The following is a 14560-nucleotide window of genomic DNA, read 5'->3' as shown; positions in this document are numbered from 1 at the left end:
GGAGGCGAAGTTCAAAGAGGTCAGCGAGGCGTACTCCGTGCTCTCTGACGCCGAACAGCGCAAGGAGTACGACGAGATCCGCGCGATGGGCTCGGGCGCACGCTTCACGGCGAGCGGCGCGGGCGCAGGCGGCTTCGAAGACGTCTTCAGCCGGTTCGGGCAGCAGGGCCGCGGGCAGCAGCAGTCCGCCGACTTCGAGGACATCTTCGCGATGTTCAACCAGGGGCAGAGCGGCACGTTCGGCTCCGGTCGATTCGGGCAGACCTCGGGAGGCTTCCGAGGCTTCGGCGGGCCGCAGAAGGGCGCCGATGTCACGGCTCGCACCACGCTCGATTTCGCCACCGCGGTGCAGGGGGAGACGATCACCCTGCAGGGCGACGACGGCAAGCCGTTCAAGGTGAAGATCCCCGCCGGCGTCGCCGACGGGCAGAAGATCCGGCTCCGCGGACGAGGCCGCCCCTCGCCCGACGGCGGGGAGAACGGCGACGTCGTGGTGCAGATCGCGGTGCGCCCGCACCCGGTGTTCACCCGCGAGGGACTGAACCTGCGTGTGGTCGTTCCCGTCACCTTCACCGAGGCGGCACTGGGTGCCACCATCGAGGTCCCGACGCTGGGCGGCGATACCGTCAAGCTCCGCGTCGCGCCCGGGACACCGTCCGGTCGCGTGCTCCGCGTCAAGGGGCGCGGCGTGACCACCTCGAAGGGCACCGGCGACCTGCTCGCCGAGCTGCAGATCGCGGTGCCGTCGCACCTCGACGAGGCGGCTCGCGAGGCGCTGGAGAAGTTCCAGGCGCTCGAGCCGGGCGAGAACCCGCGAGCCGACCTCATGGCCAAGGCCCGCCGGTAGAGAATCGCCACTGAGGGCGAAGACGATGACGATCGCGAACACCGAGGAAGAGGTGAAGCATCATGGCTGATCAGCGCATGGACGCCGACACCCCGGTGTTCGCGATCGCCGTCGCGGCCGAGCTGTCGGGGCTGCACCCGCAGACGCTGCGACAGTATGACCGCATCGGGCTCGTCGTTCCCGGCCGTACCTCCGGTGGCTCGCGGCGTTATTCGACCCGCAACATCGAGCAGCTCCGCGAGGTCGCCCAACTCTCGTCTGAAGGCGTGAGCCTCCCGGCCATCGCCCGACTGCTCGATCTGGAGGACGAGAATCGGATGCTCCGGCGCCGCGTCGCCGAACTCGATGCCGCCCTCCGTGCCGAGCGTGAGAACCGCCCGGGCGTCCGCGTCTTCGCGGCTGGATCCGCCGGCGTCATCCCGATGCCCGGCGGTCGGCGCCTGCGCCGTTCCACCGACGTCGTGCTGTGGCACCCCGGCATCGGACGCGGCTGACCTCGGTCGATCTCTGCCCGTCCTCAGGCGGGCCGATCCGTCCTACGACGAGCGCCAGAACCGCTCGGCGATCGTGGCGACCTCTTTGTCGAGCGTGTCGATGCGACCGCTCAACTTCGCATCGAGGGCGTCGATCCGGCCGGAGAGTCGCCCCGCCACAGATTCGATCTGGCCGGTGAGCTTTCCGTCGAGCGCTTCGATCTGGCCGGTGAGCTTTCCGTCGAGTGCCTCGATCTTGCCCGAGAGTGTTCCATCGAGCGCCTCGATCTTGCCGGAGAGTGTTCCGTCGAGTCGTCCGATCTCGGCACGGATCACGCGACCGAAGTGGGTGGTCACCAGAGTGAAGCCGCCGAGGAGAGCAGCGCCGAACACCCCGATGAGGGTCCAGATCTGAGGGTCGTTCATCGCCATGGATCCATTCTGTGAGCGTCCGGCCAGAATGGCAGTGTTGCTTCGACCGCGCTGCGCGCCCTCCGCTGGCCGCCGTCCGCTGTGCAGTCCGCCTCTGAAGGGGCTTCGGTGCAGAGACGGTCACGCGACCGGACGCCGGCGGCAGCGGAGGCAGCCGAGTCGCCGCTCCGCGCTCGTCGGGCGACCGCGCGCGCGGTATCGTTGCGACACGATGAGGATGACGCGTCGCACCCTGCTGATCGGCGCCGGAGCCGGTGTCCTGGGAGTCCTGCTGGCCTCCTGCACGCCCGAGCCGGCGCCCACTCCCACGCCGGACGGATCCCCGACCCCGCAGCCGACGGCGGGGCCGATCACCCCGGCCGCGTTCGCCCGGAGCTCCTGGGCCACGGACTCGTTCGCGCTCGGTGCGGCGAGCTTCACGCCGGTGGGCGCTCAGGCCAGTGCCAGGGAGGCGCTGGCCGAGCCGATCGATGACCGTCTCTTCCTCGCCGGCGAGGCGACCGACGGGGAGGCGCCGGGGACGATGGCCGCCGCGGTGCGCTCCGGCGAACGGGCTGCCGGCGAACTCCGGCGCGCCGCCGACGAGGGGGAGCGCGTCGCCGTCGTCGGGGCGGGTCTGGCCGGGGCGACCGCTGCCGCACTGCTCGTCGCGGACGGGCTGCAGGTCACGGTGTTCGAAGCGCGCGACCGCATCGGCGGGCGCATCCAGTCGGTGGTGGACGAGAAGGCGTGGCCGTTCCCGGCGCAGCTGGGCGGCTGGCTGCTCGGCTCCTCGGATGCGGCGCTGCTCGACGATCTCGATCGGCTCGACGTCCGCACCGCTGCGCTTTCGGGAGAGGTGTGGCGTTCGGCCGAGGGAGACGTCGACCCCGTGAGCCCAGAGCCCGTGCAGGCGGCGATCTCCGTCGCGCAGCAGGGGCTCGAGGACACCTCCCTCGAAGACGCGCTCACGGCCGCCGGCGCAGATCCCGCCGAGCCCGGCCTCGCGGCTCTGCTCGCCTCGATCTCGGCGTCGGCGGGGGCCGATGCCGCACAGCTCTCGACCTGGTTCCCTCCGACTCTGCCCCCGGCCGAGACCACCGCTCCGCTCGGGGACCTGATGCCGCTCATCGACGGTCTGCTCGAGGGGGCCAAGCTGAGCCTGTCGTCGCCGGTGAGCCGGGTCGCGTACGACGAAGCCGGCGTCAGCCTCGGCATCGCCTCGGGGGAGTCGCTGTCCTTCGATCGCGTACTGATCACGGTGCCGTTGGGTGTGCTGAAGAGCGAGGGCCTGCAGTTCGCCCCCGCCCTCCCGTTCGCGCATCGTGGCGCCATCGCCGAACTCGGCATGGGTCACATCGAGACGGTCTGGCTGCGATTCGATGAGCCGCTCATCCCCGAGGCGCCCGAGAACGCCGACGGCGACGGAGACCCCGCGGTCGCGACCGACCCCGAGGCGATGATCTGGCACGTGGTGGGCGGCGATGCGCTGATTCGCACCTGGCTCAACCTCGCTCCCGCGACCGGCGAGAACATCGTGGTCGGCATCGTGGGCGGAGCGGACGCCGAGGCGTTCGCCGATCTCGACGACCAGAAGGCGCTCGACGCCGCCATCGCCTCGCTCGCGCCGTTCCTTCCGGCCCCGGCCTGAGGCGCGTCAGACCTCAGGGCGCTCCCGGCCGCGCCGGCGCATCCGGCTGACGAACACGATCACCGTGGCGACGAGCGCGAAGATCGCCAAGGCGATGGCACTGGTGAGCAGGAACTCCGGCGGGCCCGACACCTGGCGGGGGTCGAGGAAGTAGTACGGGTACCAGCCCACCGACGGTCCGCGCCACAGGGTCACGCCGCCCCACGCGAGCGGGAAGGCGAGCGCCGTCGGCACCACCCACCACGGCACGCCGCGATGCCCGGGCGTGAAGACCCACGCGAGCGCGGTGCACGCGGGCAGCCAGAAATGCAGCACCTGATCGGACCAGGGGACGTCGACGCGGATGCCGCGCAGCCCCGCCTGCCAGACGATCAGTGCGAAGGCGAGGCCGGCGGTGATCGTCCAGGTGAGGACGAGGGCGAGCGCGACCGTGAACCACCGGGGGTCGCTCGCGCGGAGGAATGCGAGCACGGCGCCGATCAGCAGCACCACGACGAGCGCGCAGTTGGACTGCACGGTCAGGTAGGCGAAGAAGTTCTCGCCGGCGATCGTGCGGGAGCTGAGCCCCCAGAGCAGTCGGTGCACGAGGGCGACGGTGCAGACGGCTGCTGTCGCCAGGCGCAGCACGCCGAACACGGATCGTGCCCTCACCTTGTGTCCCTGCTCCCTTCCGGCCGCGCGATTCGGGCCACCCGGCGAGTCTACGGAAGGCGGCCGGCGGCAGGCGTGCCCACGGCGGCACTCAGGAGATGGAAAAGCGTGCTTCCTAGCCTGAAGGGAGGGACCCACCCTGCTCCGCGCCTGGCGCGCGGTGTCCTGCCACGAAGGAAGACCTCCTCATGACGAACACCACCGCCCCCTCCGCCGCCACCTCGCTCGGACTCCTGGTCCTGCGTGTCGTCGTCGGCGCGATCTTCGCCGCCCACGGTGCGCAGAAGGTCTTCGAGTACACCCTTCCCGGAACCATCGGCAGCTTCCAGGGCATGGGGATCCCCCTGCCTGAGATCGCCGCTCCCGTGGTCGCCTTCATCGAGCTGATCGGCGGGATCCTGCTCATCCTCGGGCTGTTCACGCGCCCGGTCGGCGTGCTCCTCGCCGTCGACATGATCGTCGCCCTGATCGCGGTGCACCTGCCCGCGGGCCTCTGGGTCGGCGAGGGCGGATACGAGTTCGTCGCCGTGCTGGGCGTCGCGGCCCTCGCGCTCGCTCTCACCGGTGCCGGCCGTTTCTCGCTCGATGGCGCCTTCCTCCGCGGCCGCGCGCCCGCCTGGCTCAGCTGAACCCGGGGAACCGGAGGGAGGATAGGACCATGTCCCCCACCCCGTACGAATCCCGACCCTGGCTCGACTCCTACGCGGACGGCGTTCCGGCGGAGATCGAGGCACCGAGCCAGACGCTGCCGGAGATGATGTCCGCGAGCGTCACCGCCTTCGCCCGTCGCCCTGCCCTGGAGTTCTTCGGCGCTGTCACGACCTACCGCGAGCTCGGCGATCAGATTTCGCGCGCGGCCGAGGGGCTGCGACGGCTCGGGGTGGGGCGCGGCGACCGGGTCGCACTGGTGCTGCCCAACTGCCCGCAGCACGTCGTGGCGTTCTACGCGGCGCTGCGCCTGGGGGCGATCGTCGTCGAGCACAACCCGCTCTATACGGCCAGGGAGCTGCGGCACCAGTTCGAGGACCATGGGGCGAAGGTCGCGATCGTCTGGGACAAGACCGTCGACACCATCGCCGAGTTCCCCTCGGACCTGCGCGTCGAGCACATCGTGAGCGTCGACCTCACAGAGGCGATGCCCGCCGGTCAGCGGCTGCTCCTGCGTCTGCCCGTGCCGAAGGCACGCGCGGCACGGGCGAAGCTGACCGCCACGCCCCGCACGCGCCATGCGGTGGCCTGGCGGAAGCTGATCGATCACCGGCCGCTGTCGCGCCGGGTGCCGGGGCCCACGCTGGATGACACGGCGCTGCTGCAGTACACCAGCGGCACGACCGGTGATCCGAAGGGCGCGATCCTCACTCACGCCAATCTGCGGGCGAACGCGATGCAGGGACGCGCGTGGGTACCGGGACTCGTCGACGGCGAGGAGACGTTCTACGGCGTGCTGCCGCTCTTCCACGCCTACGGGATGACGCTCTGCCTGACATTCGCGATGAGCATCGGCGCGAAGCTCGTGCTCTTCCCGACGTTCGACCTCGGTCTCGTCACGAAGGCGGCCCGCACCAGTCCGCCCACCTTCCTGCCCGCGGTTCCGCCGATCTACGATCAGCTCGCCCGGGCGGCATCTCGCGGCACGATCGACCTCTCGACCGTGCGGTTCGCGATCTCCGGCGCGATGAGCCTGCCGGTGGCGACCGTGCAGCGGTGGGAGGAGGCGACCGGCGGCCTGCTGGTCGAGGGCTACGGCATGACGGAGAGCTCTCCTGTCGCGCTCGGCAACCCGATGGGCAGGACACGGCGCCCCGGCACGGTCGGGGTGCCCTTCCCGAGCACCGAGATCCGCGTGGTCGACCCCGCCGACACCGACGTCGACCTGCCGGTCGGGGAGCGCGGCGAGCTGCTCATCCGGGGTCCGCAGGTGTTCACCGGGTACTGGCGTCGCCCGAGCGACACGGCCGACGTGCTGCTCGCCGACGGGTGGCTGCGCACCGGGGACATCGCCGAGGTGTCGCCGGACGGATTCGTCACGATCGTCGACCGCCTCAAGGAGCTGATCATCACCGGCGGCTTCAACGTGTCGCCGAGCGAGGTGGAGGATGCGCTCGAGGCTCATCCCGACGTCGTCGCCGCGGCGGTGGTGGGCCTGCCGCGGTCGAACGGCGGCGAGGAGGTGGCCGCCGCGGTGGTGCTCCGCGAGGGCGCGGCCCTGGACTCCGCCGCGCTGCGGGACTTCTGCCGCACCCGGCTCACGCCGTACAAGGTGCCGAAGCGCGTCGTCGCGGTGGACGACCTGCCGCGCTCCCTCATCGGCAAGGTGCTGCGCCGGCAGGTGCGCGATCGGATGCTCGCCGAGTGACCTGAGGTGCGCCGGTCGCCGGGACTGACCCTGGCTTCTTGAAATCGATTTCGCTAGATTCGGGGTGAACGCAGACCGCTGATCGAGGAGGATCATGCCCCGTGTCCCGTCTTCATCCCGCCGCGCCATCGCCCTCGCGGCATCCGCTGCGCTCGTCCTCGCCCTCGCGGGCTGCACGGGCGGCGACGCCGTGAGCATCGACATCGACCAGGACAAGCCCTTCGTGCTGGAGGGCGTCTCCGGCCTCACCGAGATCGCCCAGCTGACCGGTCCCGACGCGATGAACGACACCGCGGCGGTGTCGGTGGCCGGCACCGATCTGGGGTCGATGACCAATGTGGGCGACCGCACGTACTTCTTCTTCGGCGACACCTTCGGGGAGCGCGACCCCGAGTCGATCGGGGGACAGGGCGGGTTCTGGCGCTCGAACGTGGCCGCGTGGACCACCGACGACGACCCCTCGGACGGGATCGAGTTCGAGGGATGGGTGGAGGACGACATCGGCCTCGCCGGCGCCCTGATCGAGGGGGAGCACGACGCCAACGGCGCCGAGGGGGAGGTCACCAAGATCCCCACCTACGGCTTCGCGATCGGCGAGACGATCTACGTCTCGTACATGTCCGTGCGCTTCTGGGGGGAGCCGGGGGCCTGGGATGCCAACCGTGCCGCGCTGATCGTGTCGCGTGACGACGGCGAGACCTGGGCGCCCGTCGAGGGCGTCGAGTGGCCGGGCGACTCGAACTTCGTCCAGGTCGCGACCGCCGAGGTCGCCGACGGCGGCGAGGACTGGATCTACTTCTGGTCCATCCCGTCCGGCCGCTTCGGCGGCGTGCAGCTCATGCGCGTGCCGGCGACGGAGGAGGCCGTCGAGGATCAGTCCGCGTACTCGTACTTCGCGGGCGTCGAGGGGGAGACCCCGCAGTGGAGTTCGGACATGGCCGACGCCGAGACGATCGTCGAGGGCACGATCGGCGAGCTGTCGGTGATGTGGTCGACCTACCTCGAGCGCTGGATCATGACCTATTCGGATGCCGGCAGCGCCTACATCCGAGAGGGGATCACCCCGTGGGGGCCGTGGGGCGAGCCGATCGAGCTCGTGTCCGGCAGTGAGTACGAGGGGCTGTACTCGCCGTACCTCAACCCCCGTTATGTCACGGAGGGCGGGCGGCGCATCCACTTCGCACTCTCGCTCTGGGGCCCGTACAACGTGTTCTGGTTCTCGGCCGATCTGGACCGCGTCGGCGGATGATGCCCGGTTCGATCTCTTGCGCATGAAATCGATTTCGCATACTCTGGCGCATACCCGGTCACCGTCGATCGTCTGGCACGGCCGGTGATCTTCAGCAGCCCGAGCACACAGCAGCGACTCGATGACGAGTCCGTTCCTGAGGAGGAACCATGACAATCACCACACGCACACGCAGGGCGGCGGTCACCGCCGTCGGCGTGCTGACGGTCGGAGCGATGCTCGCGGCCTGCGGATCCGGCACCCCCGGCGAATCCGCCGGAGGTGACGGCGGAGAGGGCGGCGTCACGACCGTGCAGTTCTGGCACCGCACCTTCACCCCCGTCGAGAACGAGTGGTACGCCGACATCGTCAAGAAGTTCAACGCGTCGCAGGACGAGATCAAGGTCGTCGACACCGAGGTCCCCGCCGACGCCTGGGATCAGAAGATGAAGGCCGCGCAGGCCGCGGGCAAGGCACCCGATATCTACACGAGCTCCGCCAACCTGCTCGATCTCGTCAACGCCGGCTCGGTGCACGAACTCGACTCGATCGTCTCGGAGGATGCGCTCGGCGAGATCCTCGACAACGCGAAGTCGATCTCGGAGGTCGACGGCACGCACTACGCGTACCCGCTGCTGCTCGAGCCGCAGACGGTGCTGTTCTGGAACACCGACATGCTCGACGCGGCAGGCGTGGACTCCTCCAGCGCCCCCGAGACGTGGGACGACCTGCTCGACGCCTGTGCGAAGATCCAGCCGACGCTCTCGGACGGCCAGTACTGCATCTCGCCGGCGCAGGATGCCGTGACGTTCGCCTGGTCGACGGTCGGCCAGCAGTACAACTTCGCCGGGCACCTGGCGTTGACCGACGACTGGACCGCCCCCGACATCGACAACGACGAGTACCGCTCGCTGATGGAGCAGTACAAGGAGCTGTGGGACAAGGGATACATGCCCAAGCAGCCCCTCGCGGCCTATGTCGCCGGTGAGGACTTCGGCCAGCAGAAGGTCGCCTTCAAGGTCTCGGGTTCGTGGATGATGTCCGAGATCGGTTCGGACTACCCCGACCTGCTGAGCAAGACGGGCGTGGGCGCGTTCCCGAGCTCCTCGGATGCCGACGGCCGCACCGCCACGACCATGGGCAACTTCACGTGGGTGGTCGACGCGAAGAGCAAGAACCCGGATGCCGCCGGGGAGTTCCTCTCCTGGGCGATCGCCGGTGACCCCGAGAACCTCGTGCCGTTCTTCGTCGACACCCAGTTCACCAAGGTGCCGGTCCGTCAGTCGGTGCAGGACGCCGTCGCCGAGAGCGAAGAGGCCGCGGACGCGCCGTGGTCGAGCGTCATCGTCGACGACATCGCCCCCGACGCCATCGCGGGCGCGACCTACCCGTGGGACGTCAACCTCGCCGTCGGCACCGCGATGGAGTCGGTCATGAAGGGATCGGCCTCCGTGGACGATGCCATCAAGACCGCGACCGCGGCGATCCAGACCGTGATCGACCGCGACGGACTGCCGGACAAGGCGCCGAAGAACTGATCGTGTCGACCGTGCGGGGGCGGGCGTTCCCGCCCCCGCACGGTGACGCGACCGACATCACCGACATCACGACGAGGTGGAAATGGCCAGTCAGGCTGTGCAGGAGCGCCGGGAGATCCGGCTGAGACGGAATCGCTACCGCTATCGCGACAACAGGACGGCCTACTGGTTCCTGCTCCCGGTGGTGGTGCTGCTGGGGATCTTCGTGATCTGGCCGGCGGTGTACGCGGGGTATCTGTCCTTCCAGGACTGGAGCTTCTACAAGGAGCCGGAGTTCGTCGGCATCCGCAACTACTCCAACGTCCTCAAGGATCCTCTGTTCCTCGCCACCATCGGACGAGGATTCGCGTTCGTGCTCCTCACGGTGCCGGTGATGCTCGTGCTCGCGTTCCTCTTCGCCAGCCTCGTCGTCGCGGTGTCGCGCCGCGCGGCCAGCATCCTCAAGGTCAGCATCTACATCCCGACGATCATCTCCGCCGTGATCGCATCGATCATCTTCGTGCTCATCTACAACTACTCGGGCGGCCTGCTCAACGCCTTCCTCGGCACGTTCGGCATCGAGCCCATCGCCTGGATCGGCGACCCGAAGTGGGCGCTGATCGCCATCGCCGTGCCGGCCATCTGGCTCGGCATGGGGCTGACCTCGCTGATCATGGTCGCCGCGATGGTCGACATCCCGGCCGAGTACTACGAGGCGGCCGCGATGGAGGGCGCCAACTGGTGGCAGAAGACCTCGTACATCACGCTCCCGCAGATGAAGAACGTGGTGCTGTACCTGCTCATCACCGGGTTCGTCGCCGCGATCCAGCAGTTCGAGCTGCCTCTCGTGATGACCCAGGGCGGTCCGCTGGACTCGACCACCCTGCCCAACCTCTTCATCTTCAACCACTTCCGCAACGACGTGAACGTGGGCTATTCGATCGCGGCCGCGCTGCTGCTGTTCGTCGTGCTCGGCACGATCTCGGCCCTGGTGTTCAAGTTCGTCAACTCCGAGAGGCTGGTGGACTGAGATGGCCGTCATCCAGGAGACCACTCGTATCGTGCTCGCCGGCAAGGAGCCCAGGTCGCCCCGCGTTCCGCGCAGCACCGGCGGCTGGCTGGTGCTCGTCGGCAAGACCATCGTCGGCGCACTCTTCGTCGTCGCGTCGCTGTTCCCGCTCGCGTGGATGGTGATCGCCGGGTTCAAGTCGAAGACCGAGGTCGTCGAGACGCCCTTCCAGTTCTTCCCCGAGGTCTGGCTCTGGCAGAACTACGCCCAGATCCTGGCGGACCCCACTTTCCTCCGCACGCTCATCTGGACGTTCTTCGGAGCCGTCCTGTTCACCGTCGGCAGTCTCGCGGTCAACTCGCTGGCGGCCTACGCGTTCGCCAGACTCGACTTCCGGTTCAAGGGCGTGATCTGGACCGTCGTGATCACGACCATGTTCATCCCCGGGATGACGATCCTGCTCACGAGCTTCATCGTCGTGACCAGGCTGTCGATGCTCGACACCCTGGCCGTGCTCGTGATCCCCGGCCTCGCGAGCGCCGGGATGGTCTTCTTCATCCGGCAGTTCTATCTGAACATCCCCAAGAGCCTCGAGGAGGCGGCGATGCTCGACGGCTGCGGCCGCTTCGGCATCTTCCTGCGGATCTTCCTGCCGCTGTCCAAGCCGCCGTTCGTCGTGATGGGCATCACCGCGTTCCTCGCCTACTGGAACTCCTACGTCTGGCCCATCCTCACCATCACCTCGCCGGAGCGGTTCGTGCTGCAGCAGTACCTCGCGACCTTCCGCTCCGAGCGCTCGACCGAGCTGGGACTCCTGATGGCCGGGTCGGTGCTGGCGGCCGCGCCGGTCATCATCCTGTTCCTGATCTTCCAGCGCCAGATCATCGGCAACATCAAGATGGCGGGACTCAAGTAAGACCCATGCGGTAGCGGGAGGAGCGGTCGATGGAGACCGAGAACATGACCGAGAACGTGCCGGAGCGCAGCGTCGAACGAGGGCGCCCCGGCGGGATCAGCCGCAGACGTGTGCTGCAGGGGGCTGCCGCGCTCGGCGCCGCCGCCCTCGCCGGGGCCGCCGTCTCGAGGCCGTCGCCGGCGGCCGCCGCCGGTGTGACGGTGTCGCGCATCACAGTGCTCGCCGGCACGCAGAGTCCCGTGCAATACGGGATCGGGGCGACGGACCTCGGCATCCCCGCGCGCACCCCGGACGGACGGATGCTGTTCCTGTTCGGCGACACCTGGGCCGATCACGTCGGCGGCGCGAACTGGCGCTCGCCGGTGGGACTGTACTCGTCGACCACGAACCTCGTCTCCGGCGTCACGTTCAACGGCTGCGCGGGTGCCGGCGCGAACACGCAGGGCACGGCCCCGCAGCTCTGGTACTACCCGCACGACGCGTACTTCACGACCGTGATCCCGTCGGATGTCATCACGATCGGCTCGCGCATGTACCTGCACGCGATCGTCAGCGGGCCGCAGTTCGGTGTGGTGCGGTGGACCGAGCTGTGGAAGTCCGACGACAGCGGTGCGACCTGGCAGCACACCGGCCTGCAGTTCCCCGCCGACATGGCGGGCGGCAAGTTCCAGTGCATCACCTGGGGACTGGGCAGCGACGGCTACGTCTACATCTACGGGACCGGATTCCAGCGCGACAAGGGCATCGTGCTCTACCGGGTGCCGTCCACCAACATGACCACGCTCTCGGCCTACCAGCCGTGGGGCTTCGCGAACGGCTCATGGGGCTGGGGCAAGCCCGTCACGGAGGTGCTCCCCGGCGGGTTCGGCGAGATGTGCCTGCGGCCGCTGGGCGGGAAATGGATCCTCGTCTGGTTCAACGCCCCGCAATACCGGATCGACGCGATGGTGCTGAACACCCCGACGGACAACCTCTACACGGCGACCAAGACGACGCTGCTGCACGGCACTGAATGGACGACCGAGGATGCCTCGCACGTCGCCCAGCTCTACGGCGGGTACATCATCCCCGGATCGACGCTGTCGGACCTGCACCTCAGCGTCAGCCAGTGGCACACCGGCAACAACAGCGTGTACCACTCCGAGCAGTTCCGCGTGCAGGGACTCGTCTGAAGGGGAGGGGATGCCCCGCGATGACGTCGCGGGGCATCCGATCAGCGCGGAGGGGTCGCTCCCAGGTCGGGCACCGGAGCGGTTCCTAGGTGCACCTCCAGGTCGTCGGCCGAGGGCGTCCTGGGTCGACGGGCAGTCGGGCGATCGAGGTAGAAGACGGCCGTCGAGGCGATGTCGTCGCGCAGCGGCAGGTAGCGCCATCCGCTCCGCCACCCGAGGGCCTGGATGTCGACCTTCGGGATCCCTGTCGAGAAGTGGATCGGGTCGAGGAGGTGCCAGCGATACATCCCGAAACGCTGCTGGCTCACATACAGTCCGTCGGGCTTGATGACCTGCGGCATGCCCAGGTAGGGCGTCGAGAACTCGGTGTATCCGCTGCCGGGGATGTCGAAGTTCCAGGCGCCGCCGAAGTAGTCCTCGGTGCCGGTGCCGGCGATCGTGGGGTAATCGGTGTCGTCGTCGAGGTAGAACTTGATCTCCCCCTCGCCCCACCAGCCGTTCGAGTTGACGCCCCACGCGATGTAGGTGCCGACGTACTGGCCCTGACCTTCGATGCCTTCGAGGATGACGTGCGGGGTCAACTCCTCGAGCGGGTTCGATCGCCGCCACTGCGCGTGGAAGTAGGCGTCGTTCGAGTGGTCGCCGCCGATCTCGTAGGTCACCTGGTAGTAGATGCGCACGTCGACGACCGAGGTGTTCTCGATGGTCAGGCGGGCGCCGTCCTTGAACGGCATCGGCCAGTAGGAGTTGAAGCCGCCGTGCGGGTTCGCGGCGATCGTCTGCGAGTTCACCTGAGCGAACACGCCCCACCCGTTGCAGAAGAAGTCGCCGTACGGCACCTCGACGGCGGGTTCCTCGGCGCCGTCCCAATACGCGCGCAGCAGGAGCGTGCGCCAGTTGTCGGTGTGCGTCGTGATCCAGATGTGCGTGATCTTGCCCGCACCCTCGATCGTCGCGAGGTCGAAGGTCTCGCCGGACTTCACATCGACACTGGGAGAGATCTTCCAGCCGGGGCCGAGGTCACGGGCGCAGGAGGCCCCGGTGCCCTCGGTCGCCCGGCCTCCGCCCCCAGCGGATCCGTCGAAGTTCTCGGGGGAGATGGAGCGGGTCTGCACGGGTCGCAGCGCTGCGAGGCTCGCCAGATCGGAGGGTGCGTAAGTCATGGGCGATAATGTAATCGATTTCAGAACGAAGCGCCAGAGATCGAGGGTGTGCGCGATACTGTTGCTTCAGATCCGGCGCGGCCGGACGAGGCAGTGAGGTTCGAATGGCCACGATCTACGACGTCGCGGAGCTGGCGAAGGTCTCTCCCGCCACCGTGTCGCGCGTCTTCAACGGCACGAGCGTGTCGGAGGACAAGGTCGCCGCCGTGCGCGACGCCGCGGCGAAGCTCAACTTCACCCCGAACCGCACGGCCAGGACCCTGCGACGCCAGAGCTCCGAGGTCATCGCGCTGGTGATCCCCGACATCGAGAACCCGTACTTCACCGAGATGGCGCGAGGCGTCGAGGACGTCGCCTCAGAGGCCGGGTACTCGGTCGTCCTGTGCAACTCCGACGCACAGGTCGAGAAGGAGGCGACGTACCTGCGGATCGCGATCGCCGAGCACATGTCGGGCATCATCATCGCGACGGCGGATGAGAACTCCAACCTCGACAGCATCCTCGCCACCGGGCGTCCCGTCGTGGCCGTCGACCGCAGCACGACCTACGACATCGACGGCGTCGTGATGGCGAACAGGGCGGCTGGCACCTCGGCCGCCAAGGATCTGCTCGACGCGGGGTACCGCCGGATCGCCTACATCGGCGGGCCCGAGCACATCGACACGGCGGCCGAGCGCGCCGCAGGATGGCGCGCGGCGCTGAGCGCCGCCCGCCCCGACCTCGACCTCGACGAGCTCGAGCGCTTCGCGACCTTCCGCGTCGACGGCGGACGTGCGGCGATGGAGGAGCTGCTCGCGCTCCCCGAACCGCCGGATGCCGTGGTGGCCGGCAACAACCTCATCGGCGTCGGGGCGATCCAGGTGCTCACCGAGCGCGGCCTCACGCCCCCGCAGGTGGGCGTCGCGGTGATCGGCTCGCTGCCGTTCACGACGCTGTCGCCCACCGCCGTGACCGTCGTGCGACTGCCGGCGCGACACATGGGCGTGACGGCGGCGCGGATGCTGCTCGACCGCATCGGCGGCGACGCCCAGCCGTCGCGCACCGTCGTGCTGCGCAACGAGATCCAGCCCGCGAGCGCCGTCCGGAGCTGAGCTCCGCGCCGCAGTCGCCCCCGCGTCGGGCGGGCGGGCAGCGCGCCATCGGCATCTGCAGGAAACCTCCGCACA

The 14560-nt window shown here is 68.9% G+C and carries 14 protein-coding genes; 11 read left to right on the top strand and 3 right to left on the bottom strand.

Going from position 1 to position 14560, the window contains the following annotated elements; translation table 11 throughout:
* Both ACESK8_RS08250 and ACESK8_RS08245 read left to right on the top strand, forming a co-directional pair.
* Positions 1–847, top strand: an 847-nt coding sequence (locus ACESK8_RS08250; RefSeq protein ID WP_372968142.1) for a DnaJ C-terminal domain-containing protein, incomplete at its 5' end; no start/stop codon positions are given.
* Positions 848–909: 62 nt separating this feature from the next.
* Positions 910–1341, top strand: coding sequence for a heat shock protein transcriptional repressor HspR (locus ACESK8_RS08245; protein WP_372968141.1), 432 nt, complete (start codon positions 910–912; stop codon positions 1339–1341).
* A 42-nt stretch (positions 1342–1383) separates the two neighbouring features.
* Here ACESK8_RS08245 and ACESK8_RS08240 read toward each other — a convergent pair whose 3' ends face one another.
* On the bottom strand, positions 1384–1752 hold the full coding sequence (locus tag ACESK8_RS08240; RefSeq protein WP_372968140.1) for a hypothetical protein: 369 nt from the start codon (positions 1750–1752) through the stop codon (positions 1384–1386).
* 217 nt (positions 1753–1969) lie between these two features.
* Here ACESK8_RS08240 and ACESK8_RS08235 point away from each other — a divergent pair, with 217 nt between their 5' ends.
* Positions 1970–3382, top strand: a complete 1413-nt coding sequence (locus tag ACESK8_RS08235; RefSeq protein WP_372968139.1) for an FAD-dependent oxidoreductase — start codon at positions 1970–1972, stop codon at positions 3380–3382.
* 6 nt (positions 3383–3388) lie between these two features.
* Here the strand turns inward: ACESK8_RS08235 and ACESK8_RS08230 are convergent, their stop codons facing one another.
* Positions 3389–4033, bottom strand: a complete 645-nt coding sequence (locus ACESK8_RS08230) for a Pr6Pr family membrane protein (protein ID WP_245647451.1) — start codon at positions 4031–4033, stop codon at positions 3389–3391.
* A gap of 188 nt (positions 4034–4221) precedes the next feature.
* On the opposite strand from ACESK8_RS08230, the gene ACESK8_RS08225 reads away from it, so the two are divergent.
* The 7 genes from ACESK8_RS08225 to ACESK8_RS08195 all read left to right on the top strand — a co-directional run bounded on the left by ACESK8_RS08225 (position 4222) and on the right by ACESK8_RS08195 (position 12231).
* Entirely contained in the window at positions 4222–4662 is a 441-nt protein-coding gene (locus ACESK8_RS08225) for a DoxX family protein (protein ID WP_372968138.1), read from the top strand.
* 29 nt (positions 4663–4691) lie between these two features.
* A complete protein-coding gene (locus ACESK8_RS08220) occupies positions 4692–6389 on the top strand; it encodes a long-chain-fatty-acid--CoA ligase (protein ID WP_372968137.1) in 1698 nt (565 codons plus the stop codon).
* A 94-nt stretch (positions 6390–6483) separates the two neighbouring features.
* Entirely contained in the window at positions 6484–7638 is a 1155-nt protein-coding gene (locus ACESK8_RS08215; protein WP_372968136.1) for a DUF4185 domain-containing protein, read from the top strand.
* 149 nt (positions 7639–7787) lie between these two features.
* Positions 7788–9155, top strand: coding sequence for an ABC transporter substrate-binding protein (locus ACESK8_RS08210; RefSeq protein WP_372968135.1), 1368 nt, complete (start codon positions 7788–7790; stop codon positions 9153–9155).
* Between the two features lie 82 nt (positions 9156–9237).
* Positions 9238–10164: a carbohydrate ABC transporter permease gene (locus ACESK8_RS08205; RefSeq protein WP_372968134.1), complete on the top strand. Its 927-nt coding sequence runs from the start codon at positions 9238–9240 to the stop codon at positions 10162–10164.
* A gap of 1 nt (position 10165) precedes the next feature.
* Positions 10166–11059 carry a carbohydrate ABC transporter permease gene (locus ACESK8_RS08200; protein ID WP_060927846.1) on the top strand — a complete coding sequence of 298 codons (894 nt, stop codon included), beginning with the start codon at positions 10166–10168 and terminating at the stop codon, positions 11057–11059.
* Positions 11060–11088: 29 nt separating this feature from the next.
* Positions 11089–12231 (top strand): DUF4185 domain-containing protein, encoded by a 1143-nt coding sequence (locus ACESK8_RS08195; RefSeq protein ID WP_372968133.1) that lies wholly within the window; start codon positions 11089–11091, stop codon positions 12229–12231.
* A 41-nt stretch (positions 12232–12272) separates the two neighbouring features.
* On the opposite strand, the gene ACESK8_RS08190 is transcribed toward ACESK8_RS08195, so the two are convergent.
* On the bottom strand, positions 12273–13394 hold the full coding sequence (locus ACESK8_RS08190) for a glycoside hydrolase family 172 protein (protein WP_372968132.1): 1122 nt from the start codon (positions 13392–13394) through the stop codon (positions 12273–12275).
* A 104-nt stretch (positions 13395–13498) separates the two neighbouring features.
* Here ACESK8_RS08190 and ACESK8_RS08185 point away from each other — a divergent pair, with 104 nt between their 5' ends.
* Positions 13499–14485 (top strand): LacI family DNA-binding transcriptional regulator, encoded by a 987-nt coding sequence (locus ACESK8_RS08185; protein ID WP_372968131.1) that lies wholly within the window; start codon positions 13499–13501, stop codon positions 14483–14485.
* The last annotated feature ends 75 nt before the right edge of the window (positions 14486–14560 follow it).

This window comes from Microbacterium sp. (assembly GCF_041641055.1).
Classification (GTDB): domain Bacteria; phylum Actinomycetota; class Actinomycetes; order Actinomycetales; family Microbacteriaceae; genus Microbacterium.
This window is presented reverse-complemented; position numbering and strand designations above follow the sequence as displayed.